General features: G+C 55.2%; 17 protein-coding genes and 1 pseudogene. 5 read left to right on the top strand and 13 right to left on the bottom strand.

Annotated elements, in window-relative coordinates; translation table 11 throughout:
• Nucleotides 1-114: 114 nt before the first annotated feature.
• Nucleotides 115-807 carry a glycerol-3-phosphate 1-O-acyltransferase PlsY gene (plsY, locus tag RID21_RS22080; protein WP_502892630.1) on the bottom strand — a complete coding sequence of 231 codons (693 nt, stop codon included), beginning with the start codon at nt 805-807 and terminating at the stop codon, nt 115-117.
• 274 nt (nt 808-1,081) lie between these two features.
• Here plsY and amrS point away from each other — a divergent pair.
• From amrS to RID21_RS22065, 3 genes and pseudogenes are all read left to right on the top strand, one after another.
• Nucleotides 1,082-2,212, top strand: a pseudogene (amrS, locus tag RID21_RS22075) (AmmeMemoRadiSam system radical SAM enzyme); the annotation flags it as partial.
• Nucleotides 2,195-4,261, top strand: coding sequence for an AmmeMemoRadiSam system protein B (gene amrB, locus RID21_RS22070; RefSeq protein ID WP_350193562.1), 2,067 nt, complete (start codon nt 2,195-2,197; stop codon nt 4,259-4,261). The pseudogene amrS and the gene amrB, both read left to right, overlap by 18 nt.
• A 147-nt stretch (nt 4,262-4,408) precedes the next feature.
• Nucleotides 4,409-6,322, top strand: coding sequence for a redoxin domain-containing protein (locus RID21_RS22065; protein WP_350192660.1), 1,914 nt, complete (start codon nt 4,409-4,411; stop codon nt 6,320-6,322).
• Between the two features lie 23 nt (nt 6,323-6,345).
• Here RID21_RS22065 and RID21_RS22060 read toward each other — a convergent pair whose 3' ends face one another.
• Nucleotides 6,346-7,089, bottom strand: coding sequence for a HisA/HisF-related TIM barrel protein (locus RID21_RS22060; protein ID WP_350192658.1), 744 nt, complete (start codon nt 7,087-7,089; stop codon nt 6,346-6,348).
• Between the two features lie 170 nt (nt 7,090-7,259).
• On the opposite strand from RID21_RS22060, the gene RID21_RS22055 reads away from it, so the two are divergent.
• Complete coding sequence (locus RID21_RS22055; protein WP_350193560.1) at nt 7,260-7,739, top strand: GNAT family N-acetyltransferase; 480 nt, start codon at nt 7,260-7,262, stop codon at nt 7,737-7,739.
• Between the two features lie 41 nt (nt 7,740-7,780).
• Nucleotides 7,781-8,701: a carbohydrate kinase family protein gene (locus RID21_RS22050; protein WP_350192656.1), complete on the top strand. Its 921-nt coding sequence runs from the start codon at nt 7,781-7,783 to the stop codon at nt 8,699-8,701.
• On the opposite strand, the gene RID21_RS22045 is transcribed toward RID21_RS22050, so the two are convergent.
• The 11 genes from RID21_RS22045 to RID21_RS21995 form a co-directional block, all read right to left on the bottom strand.
• Nucleotides 8,670-9,542, bottom strand: a complete 873-nt coding sequence (locus tag RID21_RS22045; protein WP_350192654.1) for a fumarylacetoacetate hydrolase family protein — start codon at nt 9,540-9,542, stop codon at nt 8,670-8,672. The genes RID21_RS22050 and RID21_RS22045 overlap by 32 nt on opposite strands.
• 2 nt (nt 9,543-9,544) lie before the next feature.
• Entirely contained in the window at nt 9,545-10,570 is a 1,026-nt protein-coding gene (locus tag RID21_RS22040; RefSeq protein ID WP_350192652.1) for an RluA family pseudouridine synthase, read from the bottom strand.
• Nucleotides 10,570-11,544, bottom strand: a complete 975-nt coding sequence (locus RID21_RS22035) for a hypothetical protein (protein ID WP_350192650.1) — start codon at nt 11,542-11,544, stop codon at nt 10,570-10,572. Before RID21_RS22035 ends, RID21_RS22040 begins: the two co-directional genes overlap by 1 nt.
• A gap of 290 nt (nt 11,545-11,834) precedes the next feature.
• Nucleotides 11,835-12,497 (bottom strand): hypothetical protein, encoded by a 663-nt coding sequence (locus RID21_RS22030; protein WP_145180936.1) that lies wholly within the window; start codon nt 12,495-12,497, stop codon nt 11,835-11,837.
• 118 nt (nt 12,498-12,615) lie between these two features.
• On the bottom strand, nt 12,616-13,662 hold the full coding sequence (locus RID21_RS22025) for a DUF1559 family PulG-like putative transporter (protein ID WP_350192648.1): 1,047 nt from the start codon (nt 13,660-13,662) through the stop codon (nt 12,616-12,618).
• Nucleotides 13,663-13,688: 26 nt separating this feature from the next.
• Complete coding sequence (locus RID21_RS22020) at nt 13,689-14,723, bottom strand: DUF1559 family PulG-like putative transporter (protein ID WP_350192646.1); 1,035 nt, start codon at nt 14,721-14,723, stop codon at nt 13,689-13,691.
• Between the two features lie 36 nt (nt 14,724-14,759).
• Entirely contained in the window at nt 14,760-15,821 is a 1,062-nt protein-coding gene (locus RID21_RS22015) for a DUF1559 family PulG-like putative transporter (protein WP_350192644.1), read from the bottom strand.
• 53 nt (nt 15,822-15,874) lie between these two features.
• On the bottom strand, nt 15,875-16,486 hold the full coding sequence (locus RID21_RS22010) for a pyridoxamine 5'-phosphate oxidase family protein (protein ID WP_350192642.1): 612 nt from the start codon (nt 16,484-16,486) through the stop codon (nt 15,875-15,877).
• An 87-nt stretch (nt 16,487-16,573) separates the two neighbouring features.
• Nucleotides 16,574-17,923, bottom strand: coding sequence for an MFS transporter (locus RID21_RS22005; RefSeq protein WP_145439003.1), 1,350 nt, complete (start codon nt 17,921-17,923; stop codon nt 16,574-16,576).
• A 179-nt stretch (nt 17,924-18,102) separates the two neighbouring features.
• Entirely contained in the window at nt 18,103-19,671 is a 1,569-nt protein-coding gene (locus tag RID21_RS22000) for a hypothetical protein (RefSeq protein ID WP_350192640.1), read from the bottom strand.
• A complete protein-coding gene (locus tag RID21_RS21995; RefSeq protein WP_350192638.1) occupies nt 19,668-20,807 on the bottom strand; it encodes a hypothetical protein in 1,140 nt (379 codons plus the stop codon). The genes RID21_RS22000 and RID21_RS21995 overlap by 4 nt, the downstream gene beginning before the upstream one ends.
• Nucleotides 20,808-21,050: the final 243 nt, after the last annotated feature.

Below are 21,050 nucleotides of genomic sequence, written 5' to 3'. Positions count from 1 at the left end.
GCTTTCCTGCAGGATTCAGGAAAGGTCTCACACCGTATTGGAATCTGAGCCAGCGACAGGATCAGGATGATCTCTCGCGGCTGATTCCCCGACTACCGACCACCCCGGAACCGTTCAGCCCTCTGACTGCTCACTGGCTGAGGTGGATCCGGTGCCCTCTTTGTTTCGGCTGCCAAACTGAAACTTCTTCTCTTCTCCCCGCACGATCCGTCCCAGGTTGCTGCGATGACGGATAATAATCAAGAGGGGAACCGCGATACTGAATGCGGTCAGACTCCATTTTTCCCGCGTGAAGGCTGCACTTCCCAACTGCGCAAACTGGGCGATACCAAATGCGAGTGCCGCCACAATCGAGCTGAGCGCCACGATCCGCGAGATAAAAAATGTCAGGGCAAATGCCCCGACAGCCGCCAGGGTTGACCAGGGGCCCAGTACCAGAATCACGCCCAGACTGGTCGCAACTCCTTTGCCTCCGCGAAAGCCAAGCCAGACCGGAAACATGTGCCCGACGATCGTGGCGATTCCACTCAAAACGCGGGCATGATCAAAGTCGGGGGAATCCGGGCTGACAAACAGCGCGGGGATAAACAGGACCGGCAACAGTCCTTTCAGCGCATCAAGCACCAGAACCACAATGCCCCATTTTGCCCCCAGTGTACGGGCCACGTTTGTCGCACCGATGTTCCCACTGCCGACTTTGCGGATATCGGTGCCGGCTACCAGCTTCGCTGTCACCAGGCCAAAAGGGATGGAACCGGCCAGATAGGAGAGGACCGCGACAAAAAACCAGAAATAATCTGTAAACATCAGCAGGGGCGATTCGTATAATAAAGTCAGAGGCATGACAGGACGTATTCTGTGCTCGTGATAATACCCGACAGCGGTAGATGAGCACAACGACAGGTCCTGACGCCAGTTACAAATAATCAGCATCAGTACCCACCAGCCGGGGTCCAGCGATGATTCTATTCGCCTCCCCGGTTAAAAATCTGACAAACTGTTAGCCCTGTCCCCTTGAATGTATTATTCTGAACAGGACAGGGCTCCCTTCTCTGATACTCTGTTTCTCTCTCTCAAAACCATGACAGAAAAAGCACTCCCTATTCTCTCGTCCGGCCATGCGTCTCCAGCGGATCGCGATCAGGGCCTGTATCCCGCGCGCTGGTGGCATCGCGAGGGAGAAAAGATCGTCTGTGATCTCTGTCCCCGTGCCTGCGCCCTGGGGGAAAATGATCGAGGATTCTGTTTCGTCCGCCAGAATCTGGGCGGCGAGATGGCACTGACTACCTTCGGTCGCAGCACCGGATTCTGCGTCGACCCGATCGAAAAGAAACCACTGAACCATTTTTATCCCGGTTCAAGCGTGCTGTCTTTCGGAACCGCAGGCTGTAACCTGGGTTGTAAGTTCTGTCAGAACTGGGACATTTCCAAATCGCGGGAATTCGAACGCCTGAGCTCCCGGGCCATTCCCGAAGAAATTGCCCATGTCGCCGCACAACTGGGCTGCCAGAGTGTCGCGTTTACTTACAACGACCCGATCATCTGGTCGGAATATGCGATCGAAACTTCCAAAGCCTGTCATGCCCAGGGTGTCAAAACGGTCGCCGTGACAGCAGGTTATATCACCGAGTCGGCCCGCGCGGACTTCTTCGAGCACATTGACGCCGCCAATATCGATCTCAAAGCGTTTACCGAGGAATTTTACTACCGCATAACGTTGTCTCATCTCCAACCTGTCCTGGATACCCTGGGCTGGTTAAAACGGGAAACGGATGTCTGGTTCGAAATTACCAACCTGGTGATTCCCCAGGCCAATGATGATGACGACGAATTCCAGCGGATGTGCGACTGGATCCTCAACAAAGTGGGAGACGAAGTTCCCTTGCACTTCTCTGCCTTTCATCCGGACTTCCGCATGCTGGACCGGGGTAGCACTCCCCCGGAAACTCTGATCCGGGCCCGTGAGATCGCAGTCGCCGCCGGTTTGAAATATGTCTACACCGGAAACGTGAATGATGTCCGCCGACAGAGTACTTATTGTCCCGCTTGTGGCGAAACACTGATTGAACGCAACTGGTACCAGCTCGGAAAGTATGCTCTGAATGGTAACCGCTGTCAGTATTGTAATACTGAGGTTGCCGGGCATTTCGATCAACGACCGGGTGATTGGGGTCAAAAGCGACTCCCCGTGGATATGCAGTCATTTTTGAAACAGCATCCACTTCCTTCTTCTTCCAGCGAACAGCAGAAAGGTTCCACGTCGATGCAAAGCGATTCCACTACTGCCAGGATCGAACTTTCTCCCGAACATCATCAAAAACTTCTGCAGAAAGCGGCTGCGGTGGTAGTGGGAACAGCGACTCGCACCGTGCCGGCCGAGATCGCTTTGGAAGATCTAGAGAACATGGTCATCAACGGCGCATTTGTCAGCCTCAAAAGACAAGGACAGCTGCGGTCCTGCTGTGGTAACTTCGGTCAGCCGCTTCCGCTGGGACAGGCGCTCCACCAGGCAGCCATCCGCGCCGCGAAAGACGACCCGCGGTTTCCCCCTATCTCACCAAGTGAAATCGAACAACTGGACGTCGAAGTCTGGCTGCTCTCCGATCTCGAACTGGTAGAAGAACAGGGCCTCGAACGTTTGAAAGCGGTTCAGGTCGGCCTGCATGGGCTGCAGATTCGCGCCGATGGCCGCAGCGGATTATTACTGCCCGGCGTGCCATTGGACCATGGCTGGAGCGAAGAGGAATTTCTGAACCAGACCTGCATCAAGGCAGGGCTCCCTCCAACCGCATGGAAAGATCCGGGGACCACCCTGCTCCGCTATCAGGGCGTTTCCTGTAAGGCCAAGCTGGTGGAGATGCTGGAAGCGCCGCTGGAGAAAGCGGCGCCTCAGATTCTGAGTCACCGCGAGTTCGCTCAGTACCAGCAGTACATTCAGTCAACGATCGAAGCATTACGACTGGGACAGGTTCCTTCCTACTACTGCCCGCAAGTCTCGGATGCCAACATTCAGGGAGTGGCCCTGATTCTGATTCACGGCAGTACTGCGGAAGAACTGGTGCTCTCTAAATGGGCCTTGAAACAGTCGTTCCCGATGCAGTCGACCGTCTTCTCCATGTGTCAGCAGCTCGCGCAGATTATTGCCCGCCAGAATCTGAGGCCGGGTGAATTCCAGGTCAAACTGGTCCTGGCGACTGACCCCGCCCTGCATGGCCCGGTCGAAGGGCTTGCGCTGGAGGACTTCGATTCCCGCAACCGCAGTCTGTTTGTGATGGAGGGTCAGAAAACGGGCTGGTTCTATCAGCGGGAAGAGACCGCAGCCGAAATCATCGCCCGGGCACAAGAGTCACTGTCGCTCATGCAGCTGGAAACGGCCCAGGTCGCCAGTATGGCCACACAGTCCGCTGTGTCCCGGTTTGAGATCGTCAATCGGCCCCGGGCAGAACTGGGTACGGAAATCCGCCCCACCGGCGTAGCAGGCACGTTTTACCCTGCTGACCCTCAGAGCGTGGAAATGCAACTGGATGAACTGTTTCGCGATGAAGCAGAACCTCAGACGTGGGCTGCAGCCATGGTGCCTCATGCAGGCTGGAAGTACTCCGGCAAGATCGCTGCTGAGGTTCTACAGCGAATCAAACTGCCATCCACGATCATTGTAATCGGCCCCAAGCACACGCGGGAGGGCGTGGAATGGGCGGTGGCCCCTCACAAGGTCTGGCAACTGCCTAATGGAAACCTCGAAGCAGACGTCACTCTCGCACGCCGACTGGCTGAGGAGATCCCCGGGCTGGAACTCGATGCCGCTGCACATCGGAGTGAGCATGCCATCGAAGTCGAACTCCCCTTGATCAAACGTCTGGCTCCCGATTCCCACGTCGTCGGCATCGCCATCGGCGGAGGAAACCTGCAGCAATGCGACGCTTTCGCAGCGGGGCTGGCACGGGTCATCGAACAATTGGACGAACCGCCTCTATTGCTGATCTCCAGCGATATGAATCACTTTGCCACGGATGCCGAAAACCGACGACTGGATCAACTGGCCCTGGAAAAGATGGACGCCCTTGATCCTGATGGTCTGCTGGAAACGGTGCGGGCACAGCATATTTCCATGTGTGGTGTGCTGCCCGCTGTGATTGTGATGAAGACCCTTCAGAAAATGGGCAAACTGAGTCAGGTAGAGCGAGTGGGCTATGCAACTTCGGGCGATGTGACCGGCGATCGATCGCGGGTCGTCGGTTATGCAGGCCTCTTGATCAACTGATGACCGCCGATTGCGGCAAGTCCAGCGGGTTTCCCGGGAATCGTCAAAATTGATGGTGACCCCAGAGCCGGTTTTCTACTAAAATCCCGACTCTGTTAAATGTTACTGTTGTTACTGACGCGTCAAACGGAATCGGAGCCCCGTGCTATGTCTATTGGTCGCATAATCTTCCTCACTGGTTTTGCCCTCCTGGTTACATTCTCCCGTTCGCTACCCGCGGCGGATGCCCCCTCTGTTGAACTGGCACTCACCTTCAAGCCGATTCAGCAGGACATCGAAATCGAAACGCCTGAAAAATCGGAGTACGGTCGCTGCAAGGTCGAAGTCGAACAGAGCAAGAAGAGCTCTGGCTGGATCGTTTACGGCCCGAATGGCCAGGTCCTGCGTCGCTTCGTCGACACCAACGGAGACAACGTGGTCGATCAATGGCGGTATTTCAATCGCGGCCTGGAAGTCTACCGGGACATTGATGCGAACTATAACAACAAGGTTGATGCATCGCGCTGGATGAATCTGGCAGGGACCCGCTGGGGCCTCGATAAAAATGAAGACGGAATCATTGATGAATGGAAAATGATTTCGCCCGAAGAAGTCACCCGGGTTGCCATCAGCGCACTGGCGAAAAATAACACAAAGGTTTTCGAATCGCTGCTGATCACCGATGATGAGCTGTCCGCGTCCGGGATTAAGAATCCCTTCGCCGACAAGATTAGTGAATCAACCAAAGCGGCTTCCGCGAAGATTCCCGAACTGCTCTCGAAATCGAAAATGCTCTCGTCCGATACGGTCTGGGTTCGCTTCGACGGTGCAATGCCTGGATTGATTCCCGCCGACGATGTAAAAACCGATAAAGACCTGCAGGTCTTTGAAAACGTGATGGCCATTGTCGACACCAAGGGGAAAAGTGGGCTGGTGCAGTTCGGTGAACTGATCCGCGTTGGCGACGCCTGGCGTCTGACCCAGGCACCGCTGCCCATTGAAGGTGAATCGATTCAGGTCACCGAAGGGGGCACACTGATGCAGCCTGTTGCCGGTGCCAGCACACTGCCTACCAACTCAACGGTTGGCCTCTCGAAAGAAATGCAGGGGCTGCTGGATGAATTGCAGAAACTGGATCAGAACGGCCCCTCTCCCGAGCAGGGTCCGCAAGCCGTCGCCCGCTACAATGCAGACCGGGTGGCGATCATCGAAAAACTGATTGCTGCTTCCAAGAACGAAGACGAACGTTCCCAGTGGACGCGACAGATGGTTGACGGTCTGGCCGCCGCCGTTCAGACGGTAGGCTATAAGGACGGCCTCACTCAACTGAAACGGATTCGCGACGAAGTCCAGAAGTCCTCACAGGATCAGGACCTGGTGGCTTACGTCACTTACCGGACCCTGCTCGCTGATTACAGCACCCAGTTACAGAGCACGCAGAGCGATAAACTCCGCGATGTGCAGACCTGGTGGCTGACACAGCTCGAAGACTTCATTAAGAAATATCCGAATTCCGATGACTCTGCAGAAGCAATGCTGCAGCTGGCAGTCACCCAGGAATTCAGCGGTAAAGTTGCCGAGTCCAAGAAATGGTACACGAAACTGGTCGAGTCTCACGCCAGTTCGGAAGCAGGCACCCGTGGTGCAGGCGCCTTGCGACGCATGAACCTGGCTGGCCAGGAACTGGAGCTGTCAGGCAAAGGTCTGGCCGGAGGCGGCATTGATGCCAAACAGTATCGCGGCAAAGTGCTGCTGGTCATCTTCTGGTCCAGCTGGTGTAAACCCTGCACGGAAGACCTGCCTCAGATTCAGGACCTCTACAACAAGTACCACAGCCAGGGCTTTGATGTACTGGGGATCAACCTCGACGCCACCCCGGAACTGGCTGAAACCTATATCAAACAGCACAAAGTGGCCTGGGCTCACATCCATGAAGAGGGTGGCCTGGAAAGTGCCCCTGCCCGGGACTTTGGTGTGATCTCCCTGCCGACCATGTTCCTCGTGGACAAGTCGGGCAAGGTCGTCAACCGCAGTGCCACCGTGGCTGATGTCAAGAAAGCCCTGCCCGATCTGCTGAAGTAGTCCGGGCACCGAAAGACGCTGACTCACGACAGGGAGAGCACCACGTCTCTCCCCAGTCGTCCGTCATGCAAGGCAGAGGCGACAAGCACACCCGCGGCCCCGAGTGCCGCCTGAGCCTGGAGCTCTGCTGCGTTGCGAATCCCTCCTCCAGTGATCAGCGTCAACTCGGGATATCGTGCGTGTAACGTCTGACACAACTCTTCGGTGCCGGTCCCCTGACTGGTGCCGACCTGTGCCAGATCGAGCAGGATCATCTGCATAACGCCCTGCTCCCGCGACAGCTCTGCCACATCGAGAGGATTCGTAAGCTCCGCAAACAGGTTCCCAGCAGCAACACTGACTACAGGCTTTCCCTGTTTCAGGTCGAGACTGAAGACCGTTCTCTCACTCCCCCACTGATCAGCGAGTGTCGCCAGTTCTTCAGGTCCTGCCAGCGTCTCCAGGCCAGCCACGATGTTGATGCCCGGATATTCCTGCAAAGCTGCACAGTCCGCTGTAGTGCGCAGACCGCAATCGAGCAGGAATGTAAAACCCTCGGCAAGCAGGCCCTGGTACAACTCAAGATTCTGCCGCTGGTGGATGATGGCATCGAGGTCGGCTACATAGAATTCACTGAGGCCAAATTCAGCGCGAATCGCGCGGGCCAGATCGAGTGGATCACTGGAGTCAGTCAGATTGCTCTGGAGGGGTTGATACAGATCGCGTTCCCCAGCCACCCCCCGCACCACGGTTTGATTCAGAATGTCCAGTACCGGAATGATTTTCATCGCGTCTCTTACTTGAGAAATCCGTATTTCAATACAACCAGAAAGACTTAGTTTAACAGTTCCCCAACAGTCTGGCTCCCCCGGGACAGCGGATCTGATTACAATAACAGCCTGAATATGAACCGGAGGAGACAACGGGCTCCCCTCTCGCTTCCAGATGAAAAGAGCCACTGATGCAGATTATCGAAGCCGACTTGAGTGAACCCCGTAACGCTGCGGCGGTGGTGACTCTGCTCAACAGCTACGCCTGTTCGCCGGAAGGGGGCGGCAAACCGTTGCCACAAACGGTGCAGGAGAATCTGGCTCCGCGTCTGCATCAGCGTAACGATGCAGTGGTCGTCCTCGCGTTTGACGAAGAGACACCCGTCGGCCTGATTATCTGCATTGAAGGATTCTCCTCGTTCGCCTGTCAGCCTCTACTGAATATCCACGATGTGTATGTTGCTCCGGAGTTTCGCGGCACCGGTCTGGCCGGGCAGCTGTTTGAATTCGTTGAACAGATCGCCCGGGCACGGGGCTGCTGCAAACTTACGCTGGAAGTGCTGGAAGGAAATCAGCGTGCCCAGGCGGCTTACCGTAAATTCGGTTTCAACGGCTACGAACTGGATCCTCAAATGGGACGCGCACTGTTCTGGGAAAAGAAGCTCTAAGCAAGTCGAACCTATCATTCATAAGTTAGAATCACAGTCAGATGAAATATGATGTCGTCGGTCTGGGAACCGTTGTGGTGGACCACCTGGTCCTGCTGGCACAACACCCACCCCAGGATGCGAAAACCAACATTATCAGCGACGCCTACCAGGTAGGCGGACCGGTGCCGACGGCGCAGGTTGTGCTCAGTCGCCTGGGAAAACAGTGCGCTTTTGTTGGCAGTTGGGGCGACGATCAATACGGGCCCCTGATAGCGCAGGACCTGGCAACAGAGCAGCTGAACCTCGATGCCAGCCGTCTGCTCCCCGGGACCCGCTCGGGATATGCCCAGGTCTGGATCGACGAACAGGCAAGCACGCGGACGATCGCCTGCTATCGTCCCGAACACTGGTTGCAACCGGAAGATCTGGATCGACAAATCATTCAGCAGGCCCGCTTCCTGCACCTGGATGGCTGGCCTCAGGAAACGTGTCTGCAAGCAGCGCAGATCGCCCGGGAAGCCGGCGTGACCGTCTGTCTCGATGCCGGTTCACTCAAGCCGGGGATGGAGACACTGATCCCTTACCTGAATGTCATGAACTGCCCCCGTCGGTTTCTCAGCGAGTATCTGCAGACCGACGATGTGCTGGCAGGTGGCAGAGTACTGCTGGACCAGGGACCGGAGCTGGTCACCGTGACCGATGGAGTACGCGGCGCGTGGTTATTCAGTCAGGAAGGCTGTCTGCACTGCGCGGCACTCCCCGTGCTTTCTCTGGATACCACGGGGGCCGGCGATGTCTTCAGCGGTGCCCTGCTCTATGGCTTGCTTGAGGACTGGCCGCGGGAGCGGGTGCTGAAGTTCGCCTGTGTCACCGCAGCGTTGAAATGCGAACGCCTGGGCAATCGGGATGCACTGCCGTCCCTCGCGGAAATCGAAGCCGTCCTGCAGACTAAGGAGCTGAATCTTTCACAACTGGATTGATCAGCGTCCCGATACCGGTGATCTCGATGGAGACGATGTCCCGATCTTCGAGAGTGAATTCGTCCGGCGGAACAATGCCGGTTCCGGTAAGCAGAATCGCACCGCTGGGGAAATCATTCTCTTTCACGAGCCAGCTGATGAGATCTTCCAGTCCGCGGGCCATTTCTGCGACGGACGTATCGCCGCGGAAGACTTCTTCGCCGTCCCGTTCGATGGTCAGAATGATCCTGGTGGCTTCGCGATCCAGGGGGCCCTCGTGCAGCAGGACACAGGGGCCCAGGCCGCAACACTGTTTGTAAAATTTCGCCTGTGGCAGATAAAGCGGGTTTTCGCCTTCGATGTCACGGGCGGACATATCGTTGCCCACCGTGTAACCCACCAGTTTCTGATCGGGAGAGACGATCAGAGCCAGCTCTGGTTCGGGCACAGACCACTGACTGTCAAAGCGGACACGAACCGGCTGATTCGGACCACAGACCCGGTTGGGAGTTGCCTTGAAGAAGAGCTCGGGACGATCTGCGGTGTAGACCTGGTCGTAATGCGAAGCGGCTGTTTCGGATTCTTCCATCCGCGCCACCTGGCTGCGCTTGTAGGTCACCCCGGCGGCCCAGACTTCCTGGTAATCAACGGGGGCGAGGAACTCCAGCTGATTGAAGGGGACGGGCGGCAGCTCTTTGTCGATCAGGAATTTGGCCAGTCCGACCGGATCGGCGGAATGCAGGATGTCCGACAGACGGTGGATGTTGTCGACCTGTGACAGATCCAGCAGCTGCACTCCGTTTGCTTCCACGATGGCGACATGACGTTCCCCGTTTGACAATAGCACTTTCGCGAGCTTCATCTTCAATTTTCCTTCTGATACTGGTCCAAGGCGGCTAAGGTCTGTTGCATATCTTCTGGTAATGGTGCCTCAAACTGCATCGGTTTTCCACTGTGCGGATGACTAAATTCCAGACGATAGGCATGCAGGGCCTGTCGTTCGATCAGAATGTCGCTTTCCAGCTCCGCGGCGTCCGCCTCGGCCTGCACGCTCAGATCCTTCATTTTCAGAGTGATCCGGCCGCCATACACGCGGTCCGCCACAATGGGATGGCCGATATGTTGCATATGTACCCGCAGCTGGTGGGTGCGCCCGGTGCGGGGTTTGAGTCGCACGTAGCTAAACGCCTTGTAACGCTGAATCACTTCGTAATAAGTGAACGCGTCGCGGGCATTGCCCCCTTCATCACAGACGATCATTTTCTCCCGGTGTCGGGGATGCACGCACATGAACGTCTCGATGTAATCGGTGTCGAATTCCATGCGTCCCCAGACAATCGCCCGGTATTCCTTCTGAACTTCCCGCTTTTCGAACTGGGCACTCAGACGGGCGTGAACCTGGTTATCCTTGGCGACAACCAGCAGACCGCTGGTATTCCGGTCGAGACGATGGACGATTCCGGGCCGAAACTGGCCGGCGACATCGCTGAGCTGATCGAAGTGATGCTGCAGGGCTCCTGCCAGTGTTCCCGCATAGTTGCCTTTGCCGGGATGGACGATCATATCCGAAGGCTTATTGATGACGGCGATAAAGTCGTCTTCGTAAATGATATCCAGCGGAATGTCTTCCGGGGGAAGCTGATTATCGGGCAGCTCAGGCAGGCGAACCGAGACCCGGTCGTTGACTCGCATGCGGCGGGCAGCTTTGACGGGCAAGCCGTTGACCAGCACCGCTTCCTGCTTGATCGCTTTCTGGAATAAGACGCGGGTGTAATTCGGATACAGGCGACAGAGATAATGATCTATCCGCCAGCCATGAGCGCGTGCCTCGACAGTAATTTCGATCGGCTCGGTGGAGAGTTCCGGCGGTGACGAAAGTTCGTCAGACATTATGGTTTCTTTTCGGGCGCTGGTTCCGGCTTCGGTGCCTCGGTCTTGGGTTGTTCAGCTTTAGGTTGTTCCGCGGGAGCCTTCCCTGCTTCTGGAGCCGGCTTACCTTCAGTCTTGGGTGCTTCGGTTTTTTCGGGAGCAGCCGGAGTTCCCTCACTGGCTTTTCCTTCTTCCGAAGTCAGAGGCTCAGGCAGACCGGGCAGGCTCGGCAGAGCCGGGAGCTCCGGCAGACCGGGAGTGCCTGCACCACCTGCGGGGGCACTTCCCTGGGGCGCTGCCCCTTGGGGCGCCATACCGGGCATCGGCATATTGAAACCAGGACGCTGACGGTCGCCGGGCTTGGGATTCTGCTCGTGGAACCATTTGTAGAACTCTTTGGTCCCTTCCTCATCCAGAGCAGCGACTTTTTCCCCTTCAACCGGTTTCACCCGCTGTTCAGCCAGCTGGCGGAAAATAGACTCGGGGAATTCGTTAATCAGCTTCTGATAAAGCTCGGTGGCGGTTTTCAGATCGCCATTGGAGGTTGTTTCTTCAACGCGTGCCATCCCGAACAGAGCCCGTTCGCGAATTTCCGGAGGTGTTGAGGAAGAATCCAGCAGTTTCTGGAACTGTTCTTTGGCGTCCTTCAGTTCACGATCGCCGGCACTGCGATCAGTGAAAGAGCTGCGAATACCAGACTGCAGATGACTTTCAGCAGCGTGAATCAGTGCCCAGTTCGCTACGGGAGTACCTGCGTAGTCTTCAGCAACGTTTTCGAAGTCTTCAGTAGAGCCTGCAGCCGCCAGGCGGGTCCAGGCTTCGGACTGTGCAGAGGTTTTCTGAGAATTCCAGATGATCAGCACGATCAGCAGCACGATTAATGCCCCGATACCACCGAGGATTTTCGCGCCATATTTTTCCACAAAGGGCTCTGCCTGAACCATCAGTTTGCCCAGGTCATTGGTTTGCAGATCGTGTCGATGTTCGCTCTTCATCAGAGTCTCTCACAGTGAATATTAAACAGACCTAAACTCATGCTCTCCCAACGAGATAACTGAGTCCATCGCGCGAGTATATTGCCCCTGAAATTACGCGTCAAGCTGATCCCCCGGCTGAGAACGCTTTCAGTGTAAAGAATTCCAGATTTTCGATTCCAGGGGGCGATTTTCAGTCCAGATCAGGGGAAAAAGGCACTGATCAGACATTCCCACACCGGAGAAACCACATCTGCCGAGATTCAGGACATGACCGAGCGTTTCCGCACTGCCTGTCCCCTCTGACTGAATCATCCAGCAGGCACGAAGGCCTTTTTCAGACTGCCAAGAAAACAGGGATAGGTGAAAAATCCGGGCAGCATGACCGCGTAGATCGTGATGGACGCGATTTCCATGAGTTCGAGATACGCCACCACTTCCATTCCCCAGGATCCGAGCAGAAACAGTGCCGTGGTCAGCACCAGAATGGTCACCTTGCCTGTCTGATCGGGGCGATCCACATAGAGTAACAAGCGTCGCTGGAATAAAGCGAAGAGGATCAGACCAGTATAACCGACGAGCTTCAGTAACAGGGCGACCGGCATGGGCATCAGACTGGGGTCGGAATACATGAAGCCGGAAAAAATGATATTGGCACAGACGCCGGCGATGACGCCCCACAGCAGATTGCGACAGTCCGCTTCCGCAGGCACGGCCCGGCAATAGATGGCCCCCGCGAGCATCAACAGGTTACCGGTCATGCTTAAGATCGGCAGGAGCGTCATCATGACAGAGAGTAGATCAGTAGTGAAGCGGAAGTAGAGTACCCCCAGCAAGGCGAAGAAAACCAGGACGATGCCATACAGAAACAGATTCAAGCCTCGCCTGGTCTGCTGCAGTGAACGCGAATCTTCGCGCAGCCATTGATGGCCTGAAATCCGTTCCGGATCTGGCGTTGTCCCTGATTCGCGCATGGTAATCTCAAATATTTGAAGTGATACAAAACACAGATATTAGCACATCTAGCAGAACATCTCGGTAAACCTGCTGCAAGCGTCAATGGCTCGCATTTCTAGCAGCGGAGGAATTAACCTAAGGCATCTGTTTCTGGAGCGTCTTGAGCAACTTGAGATTCTCCTGCATCTGCTGCGCACTGGCCGCCTGCTTCAGCATCGATCCTGACAGAACCTGAGAAAGGTCGGTGGTCTTGTCGATTCTCTGTATCAGCAGGGTATCTGGAAAGCTCCTTTCCTTTTCCATCACTTCCTCCCATTCACTGTCTGACAGATTCTCAACTGCAAACAGGTCGATCAGCAGTGGTTCCCCGGCTTTCTTCAGAACTTCAGCGTAAAAACGATGTTCGTTCTCTGGTTGACTCTCCAGCGGAACATGTTCCCAATGATAGACTCCCGTCTCAAAGCGTTTATCGGGGACTGCCATTTGCTCCGACGCTGGCACGGGTGGAGCTGCAGCCAACTGCTTGAGAATTTCCGGCGAAGTCTCTTCAGAAAAGAACAGGACTTTGCCATCGGCAAAGAGCAGATGACCGCCTTCCCAGTTCGGGCAGCCGAAACTTCCCGGTCCTGCACAAAGTTGTGTTCCCAGAGGACGCCAGTTAAACGGATAAGCCCATGGTTGAAATTCACCAGCCACATCTCCAGTCACCCAGGTATATGTGGTGCCCCGCTCCATCTGATCGAAAGTGACACTGCTGTTACGGTAGTAGAGATGCGGATTTCCCAGGTAATGCGTCAGACCAAAGCCGGTACTTGTATAGTTCGACCTGACTTCCGGATTCAGATATTGTGGTCGGACGGTTTCGATCACAGTTCGATTGGCTGCGCTCAACCAGGGCTCATCCAGACTAAGCTGAGAATAATCCGGACTCGCATCCAGATAGGGAAGATACATCGTCATCCAGCCCTGCGTGGCGGTGTCATCCTCGCGAATCACTCCACCGGAAGGAAAACAGCGATGCGCGTCTGCATAGTTATGTGCCGCCAGTCCGACCTGTTTCAGGTCGTTCTTCGCAGTCGATCTGCGTGCCGCTTCGCGTGCCTGCTGTACCGCTGGAATCAGCAAACCGAACACCAGGACAATCAGGAGCAGAACGACGCTTATTGAAATCCAGCGCTGCATCGTTCAGTCTCCTTTCTCACCAGGTTCTACTCCGGTAGTCGTTCCTGCAGGTTCTTCAAAAGCTCAGCATTGTGTTGTAATTGTTCGGGGGAAGAAGACTTCGGTAGTGATGTGGCTTGAAGCGCCTCAGCGATGTCGGTGTTCTTATCAACCAAGAAGAGAAAGTCGGGGCCGCGGAGCTTTGGTAAATCCGGCACCTGTTCCAGGTTGATCTCTGAATAGACTTCAATCCTTAGTGGCTGATCGTTTTGCCCCCTCAGTACGTGCACGTAGTACAGCTGTTCCGCCTGGGGATCTGACTGTAAGGACTGATTATTCCAGGAGAAGTCGCCGGTTTGAAAGGTTTTGTCCGGGACTTGTGTCTGTTCGGCGGTGGAGACCGGTGGTGCCGCGGCGAATTTTTCCAAGATCACGTCCGAGGTATTCTCTGAAAAGAACGTAACACTCCCATCGGCAAACAACAGATGTCCGCCCTGCCAGGGGGGATGGCCGAAGCTATTCGGTCCGTCACAGAGTTTCGTCCCCAGCGGTCGCCAGTTGAAAGGATAACCCCAGGGCTGGAAGTTGCCGGCCACTTCTCCCGCCAGCCAGGTATGCGAGGTACCATTCGACATCTGCTCGAAGGTGACATTGCTGTTGCGATACAGCAGATTGGGATTTCCCAGGTAGTTGGTCAGGCCGTACCCCTGACTCGTGAACCGCGAAAAGTTTCCGGGAATCAGAAACAGGGATCGAGATTGTTCCAAAACAGCTCTGTTTCTATCCTGATCCCAGGGAACCTGATAGTTGATTCTTAAGTAATCGTCATTCTGATCAAAGTAAGGCAGAAGCATCGTAATCCAGCCGTGCAGTGCGACGTCGTCCTCTCGAATGACACCACCGGGGGGCAGGCACTTGTGTGCGTCATGATAATTGTGCACCGCCAGGCCAATCTGCTTCAGGTTATATTTCGAATGAGACCTGCGCGCCTCTTGCCTGGTCTGCTCCACCGCGGGCATCGTCAGGCCGATCACCAGCACGATTAATAGCAAAACAACGATTACCGAAATCCAACGCTGCATCTTCAGACTCCTCAACTCACTTTACGTTAATAGTATTTATTGTGCATCAGTTTGTGGCAGTTGTTGTTGAATGGATTTTAACAATTTCATGTTTGCTGCCCACTGTTTGGGAGTGATTTCTTCCTTGAGAGTCGTATCTTTGAGAGTAGAGGCTATGTCTGTCTGCGGACCAATGTGTGCCAGGAACAGAAACACAGCCCCCTTTCCCTTATACTCTGGTTCGTCTCCCGGCCTCACGATGTATTTAGAGCAGACGCTCATTTTCAATGGCATGCCAGCAGGTCTTCGCAAGACTTTGACGATATATTGATTTTCCCCCTGTAGATCGGACTGCAGGTCGATTCGCTCCCACTCATAATCGCCGATAACAAAGGTGCGTTCAGGAACCGCAGTCTGAGCATGGGTGGCGATCGGTGGTGCGTCTGCGAGTGCCTGCAATATTTCAGGAGCAGTCTCAGTAGAAAAAAAATGCACGCTGCCATCCACCAGCAGGAGATGCACGCCGTCCCAGGCAAGCTGGCCGAAACTATCCGGTCCATCACAGAGTTTTGTTCCCAGAGGACGCCAGTTGAACGGGTAGCCCCAGGGCTGAAAGTTTCCGGCGGCTTCCCCTGCAAGCCAGTTATGTGAACTGCCTGTGTCGATTTCTCTAAGTGTCACGGAACTGTTTCGCGACAGTAGATTTGGATTCCCCATATAACAGGTAAGCTCATATCCGCCGCTGGTCAGCCCCATGTCTCTGCCAGGAATCTGATAAACAGGGTATTTGACCTCAAAGACCCGGTTATTCTCCGGACTGTCCCAAGGGTAATCAAAATTGATCATATTGTAATAGGGACTTGCATCGAGGAACGGCATGGCAAATGTCATCCAGCCATGTATGGCAGTGCCGTCTTCGCGAATCACACCGCCGGGAGGAAAGCAACCATGAGTGTCATGGTAATTGTGCAGTGCCAGCCCAATTTGTTTCAGGTTGTTTTTCGCTGACGACATACGGGCTGCCGTGCGGGAACGATGTATGGCTGGGACAAGCAGTGCGATGAGCAGCAGGAAGATCCCCATCATCACTGCCAGATCTCTCCAGAGCTGTCTGGACATCGCCGACTCCTTCCATCAGGTTGATGGGATTTTCTTCGTTTTAAAGCATCCTGTCACGCATATTTCCAGTGGCCTTCCCATTTGTCGGTCCAGTGGAACCGGGCGGCGAGATGGCCGTTGCGGCGGAGTTCCAGCCAGTCGATGTGTTCAATCTGACAGACGATTACCGCGAAATTTTCGTAGCCCAGTTGTGCTTCTTCATCATTGGGCAGTCGGTCAAACAGGTAGTCGGGCAGATTGGGCGAAGCGGTTTCGGCCTGCGTTCCCGGAGCTGAAACTGTGATATAACCACGACGGTGCTCGGGACTGCTGGCCTCCCAGTGCCGGGCAGCCTGATCATTTTGGGTATGCACTTCAGCCCGGCCGCGCAGACGGATCTGCACCCGTGTGACCGGATCATAGGCCACCCACTCAATCCAGGGTTTTTCCTTAAGCTCCTGGACTTTGTCTGAACGCTGATCGGTGTAGCAGATCACCTGCCGCTGCTCGATTTCCACGGCTCTCAGAACCACGGTACGTACGCGGGGACGATTGTCTGAAATCGTAGCCAGAGTGCCCAGCCGCCAGGGATGCGTTTCCGTTTCGACCGCATAGTTCAGGTGCCGCCAGGTCTCGTTGAGAATCGTATGGACTTTGGCCGGATTAAAATCAAATTGCCTGGTCATGGGTGTTCTGTCCTGAAGGATCGGCTGCAAGGATGGCGCGTCTCATTCAATTGTGGGCGCTGATCGACGCTGGTCAAGCAAAAGTTATCAGGTTCCAGGGGCATCGTGCGATAAAGCTTCATCGCGGGGATGATAAAACAGCGCAACAGGCAGGATTACCAATGCCAGCACGAGGAAGACATGGCTCATAGGCCAGTTCAGCTTGTTACAGACCATGGTAAAGAGACCGAAGAAGACCGCGGAGAGTACGATGCCCACCCAGTTGATCAGATTCATTGTACCGATCATGCGGCCCTTCTGCGATTTGGGGGGCCGGGTCTGCAGTTCCACCTGGAGCGGGACAATGAACAGACCGGCGAAGAAACCGACGAGGGTCAATACCGTCCGCGACATCCACTCGGCGGCGTTGAGGGGAATGAAGGCTTCCCAGAGCGAAGCATCAGTTTGTTTGACGGTTTCCAGTCCGTCTCCAGGCCCCCACCAGCCGATCCCCGACATGAGCGCCAGGCAGAGGACCAGCCCCCAGGCGCCGACAGTGACCAGTTTGAAATTCACCCGTTTATGCGAAACACGTCCCGCGGCGACACATCCCAGCGAAATCCCAACTCCCATACAGGCCGCCATCAGACTGGTACGACTTTCACTTAAGTGCAGTTGTCCAATCCCGAAGATATTCACCAGGGGTTGCACGATGCCTCCCACAAACCAGAAGACCGATGAAATCAGCAGTACAGACAACAGGCGACGATCCTGCAATAGCAGAGTTCGCGTCTCGGGGTTAATGCCCAGTGTCGACCAGCGAAAGGGGAGCCCCGGATGCGCCACCGGCGTGCGGCGAACCCAGAAGGCAGAGATCGTGCCGATCACGGCAATCGCGATACAGAAATAACTGGTTTTCCACAATGCATCGGGAAAGGCCTGCTTTACGAAGCCCGCGGAAGCCATGCCGAAGATGATGGCGACGAATGTTGTCATCTGAATCACACCGTTAGCCTGAGGCAGATCATCGCTGCGGAGCATTTCCGGCAGGATCCCATACTTGGCAGGTCCGAAGATCGCACTCTGGGTACTGAGCAGACCGAGAACGACCAGCAGAGGCAACAGTTGACCGGTAAAGAAGGCCGCCATCGCCAGCAGCGCAATGATGATCTCAGCAACCTTACAGGCGATGACAATCGTCCGTTTTGTGTGTCGATCGGCGTACCAGCCACCCAATCCTGAGAAGAAGACGAAGGGGAGCGCGAAGACTCCCAGTGCGATCCCCTGCTGATCTTTCGCCCCTTGCAGCGCCTGTTGCGCGCAGAACAGCAACACCAACTGTTTATAGAGATTGTCGTTGAAGGCGCCCCAGAACTGCGTGACCGTCATCCCCCAGAACGAGGAATCATGATACAGGGATGGCAGTTCTGTTTGAGACGTCGATTCCGTTTCGGTCACCAGTTACAGTCCTTGTAAAGGGGGAGCATTCAGACAACCCGGACCCGGGTTCAAAGCAGCTAAACCATAGTGTCTGCAACGGTTTCTTACAATGTTGATTCAATGAAAGCCGGGAATCTCAACGGATTTTCACAATCACATATGCGCATGGCAGACTGCAGCACAGTGTGTGCATTCGCTTACTCAATCGTTGATGTTTCGGGCACTATTCCACCGGCTGCCGCGGCGGCATTTTTAATGCGGATGACTTTGAATTCGTCTGCCCGCTGCTTGCGGGAGAGTTGAATGATCAATCCCTGGTTCCCGGCTTCACCATAGATCCAGAGCTCGTTGATCGCCCCGCCGGAAATACTGCGACCGACCTGTGTTGGCGCTCCCAGTGCTTTCTTAACCTGATCCCGGTTCATGCCAGCGACCACGGTCCCGTTGCGAATCGCCTTACGAATCGGATCGTCGCGAAACTCCTTAACTTCCTGGGGATCGAGCCATTTATTTTCATGCAGCATATACCCCAGCCGCCCCAGCATGGCTGCGGTTTCCGCTGATTTCGGATTCAGTTCCCAGGCCTGCAGCAGAAGTTTGACAGCCCCGGGCCTGTTCCCCGTCAGCTCCATCAGGTCGCGGGCCACACTCACGCGACCATCCGCATCGCCGGGCTCGAGTTTCTTCCGACGGGCTTCCACCCAGTTTTCCAGAGTCTGTTTCGCTTTGGTCTGATCACCGCGCTGCTGGTATTCTTTCGCCAGATCCAGAACGTACTGTCGGGGGAGTTCGTCAATCCGGTGGAAGTCAAAGCTGAGCTGCATCTGCTCATACTGTCTGGCAAGGTCAGGTCGTTCGGGCAGCTGTTTTTTGATATCTGCGGCGATCTTGAAGCCGTTACTCCCCCCTTCGGCGAGCCCTTTGAGAATCTGATCGAGCACAATCTGTGAATAGAACCAGCGGACCATCCGCTGCCGCTGCTCCGGGTTTGCTTTCTGAAATTCGGCCACCTGATCTGCGAGATAGCGTTTGCGTTCGGCCGGCTGATCGGCTTTGAGCGGGGTAATACTTTTGGGGAACAGCTTGATCAGCTGCGCCCGGACGGGATCTGCATTGGAACCTTTCTGTTTTTTCAACTGTTCCCATTCGAGAACCAGGGCTTCGTGCCGATAGGCCTCTGCCAGCCGGGGATCCAGTTTGAATTCCTCTGCCTTCTCAGCCAGTTTCATCAGGTTCTCCGGCTGCTTGATTCGCAGCTGGCTGTATTCGGCTTCGACGCCTCGGCGAAATGCATTGAGTGCCTTCTGTTTGAGCTCCTCGTCGTTATAAAATTCGGCCCGCTGCTGTCCCCATTTCGCGAGTTCATACCAGTCGCGGGGATCACTCAAATCGATTTTGGATTGTTCGGTGACGAAATGCTCCAGGTCGCCCGGTAATTTTTTGAGCGATGTAATCTTAAACAACAGCCGTCCATTCTCGCGGGCCAGTTGACCGGTCACTTCCACATTCTGAAAGCTGTCATCCAGCCGGGGCACTTTACCGGCAAAGTAGAAGGGGATGGGACAGTTGCGGAACCGCATCGAGAGCGAGTTGTACGTTGAAACGCGTCCTTCCAGCGTCTGCGTCACACCCAGCAGTTTATTCCATTGTTCGCGCTGACTCACAAAGTTCTGGATACTGCGGTCGGCGGCGAAGATATCCCCCGTGCCGATCAACGAGAGACAGACTAAAAACAGGCAGCAGGTGCGTATCAGGCGTTGTATCACAGGGCACGCTCCAGAAATAACGTTTGTTGCTTGAGCAGTTTTTCGACGTGCCCCCGGTCGTGATATTCATCGAAGGGGATACCCAGTTGCTCATACAGATTCAGGTGTGACCAAAGAAATGCGGTTTTGCCGTCGAGCAGAATCACGCCGGACGCAGGCTGATTCTGATCCTGTTCAAAGGCCTTCATCTGCGCGGCAAAAATCAGCGGCTCACCGGGGTGCCTTTCGACATACTCGCGAAATGACGGATCAGCCAGATCCAGATTCAACGTGTATTCATCCAGCATCACCGGAAAATTGAGCCGGTAGCGAGGTCCTGCTTCCTCTTTACCCGAGGAGACGGGAGAGAGTGTGGTTTCAAACAGGAGCCAGCTGCCTTCATAACGAATGTCAAACAGGGACTGCCAACCTTTGAGATCCTGTTCCTTGATCTGAGTGACCGCTTCTTCTGCGATGTCAAACAGCGGAGCCCCCGCCTGGCGGTTCAGTGCCTGCAGTTCCCGCGCGGTCTGCTGCACATCGAATGCCTGTCGGTCATGCCTGCCCAGTATATCCACGGCTTCAGACGCCTGTTGATATGCACTGTTCGCCCCGACCAGATCTCCCTCTTCCAGCAGTTGCTGCCCGGCTTCGGATGCGGTTTTCAGCATGACCTCGGCTTTCTCAATCTGACGGCTGTGCCAGATGCCATAACCGGTGACTCCAATGATCAACGCGATTCCCGCCAGGATCGCCCGAAACGGTGTGATCAGTCGGGTACGCGGGGGTGGCAGCTCAAAGGGTGAGAGCTCGGCCTGAGCGGGCTGACCGTTGTCTGCAGCCTGCCCTTTACGGGTCGCCTGTTTCTGCTGGCGTTTCTCCCGCAGGCGCGTCACCAGCGGGGAATTCAATACGTATTCCGTAATCCGCTGCTGGGTCGGAATCTTCTTCTTTTTCTTCCGGGACTGAAGCGGGGGATAAGTGTTACGGGGCAGAATAAAATAGCTTTCGCCGCACTGCTGACAGGTATGTCTGTAGGGGGCCTTGCGTCGATATCCGGAAAGGCTCACGCCACAGACGCAGACGATCTCATACGGCTCCGGTATATCTTCTTCGCGACGCTTTGCCTTCGACGGATTTTTCAGCCAGTGTGCCATATAACCGGTACCATTTGCGAGACAGGCCCCCTGGAACCTGCCGTGTCGCCGTCATGGAATGGAGAGTGCGAATCGGAATTGTAACAGTCACTACCATTATAGACATCCCGGCTGCCGATGTCACAGGACTCTGTAGAAGAGAGCGGTTTCACTACCATTTTTGTCTGAATTTCCGGAAATACAGACAAAAACCAGCGGGCTGAGAATACCTACAATCGTCATTTTCGCGCCGAGTTACCTGAC

This window comes from Gimesia sp., assembly GCF_040219335.1.
Classification (GTDB): Bacteria; Planctomycetota; Planctomycetia; order Planctomycetales; family Planctomycetaceae; genus Gimesia.
Note: the sequence above shows the minus strand (reverse complement) of the source record. Positions and strands in the feature narration are given on the sequence as shown.

Excerpts from the sequence above, each read along its gene's own strand:
- RID21_RS21995 (WP_350192638.1), bottom strand. The coding sequence starts at position 20,807 with ATGGCACACTGGCTGAAAAATCCGTCGAAGGCAAAGCGTCGCGAAGAA.
- RID21_RS22010 (WP_350192642.1), bottom strand. The coding sequence starts at position 16,486 with ATGACCAGGCAATTTGATTTTAATCCGGCCAAAGTCCATACGATTCTC.
- RID21_RS22030 (WP_145180936.1), bottom strand. The coding sequence starts at position 12,497 with ATGCGCGAATCAGGGACAACGCCAGATCCGGAACGGATTTCAGGCCAT.
- RID21_RS22045 (WP_350192654.1), bottom strand. The coding sequence starts at position 9,542 with ATGAAGCTCGCGAAAGTGCTATTGTCAAACGGGGAACGTCATGTCGCC.
- RID21_RS22035 (WP_350192650.1), bottom strand. The coding sequence starts at position 11,544 with ATGAAGAGCGAACATCGACACGATCTGCAAACCAATGACCTGGGCAAA.
- RID21_RS22020 (WP_350192646.1), bottom strand. The coding sequence starts at position 14,723 with ATGCAGCGTTGGATTTCGGTAATCGTTGTTTTGCTATTAATCGTGCTG.
- RID21_RS22015 (WP_350192644.1), bottom strand. The coding sequence starts at position 15,821 with ATGTCCAGACAGCTCTGGAGAGATCTGGCAGTGATGATGGGGATCTTC.
- amrB (WP_350193562.1), top strand. The coding sequence starts at position 2,195 with ATGCAGTCATTTTTGAAACAGCATCCACTTCCTTCTTCTTCCAGCGAA.
- RID21_RS22040 (WP_350192652.1), bottom strand. The coding sequence starts at position 10,570 with ATGTCTGACGAACTTTCGTCACCGCCGGAACTCTCCACCGAGCCGATC.
- RID21_RS22050 (WP_350192656.1), top strand. The coding sequence starts at position 7,781 with ATGAAATATGATGTCGTCGGTCTGGGAACCGTTGTGGTGGACCACCTG.
- RID21_RS22060 (WP_350192658.1), bottom strand. The coding sequence starts at position 7,089 with ATGAAAATCATTCCGGTACTGGACATTCTGAATCAAACCGTGGTGCGG.
- RID21_RS22025 (WP_350192648.1), bottom strand. The coding sequence starts at position 13,662 with ATGCAGCGCTGGATTTCAATAAGCGTCGTTCTGCTCCTGATTGTCCTG.
- RID21_RS22065 (WP_350192660.1), top strand. The coding sequence starts at position 4,409 with ATGTCTATTGGTCGCATAATCTTCCTCACTGGTTTTGCCCTCCTGGTT.
- plsY (WP_502892630.1), bottom strand. The coding sequence starts at position 807 with ATGTTTACAGATTATTTCTGGTTTTTTGTCGCGGTCCTCTCCTATCTG.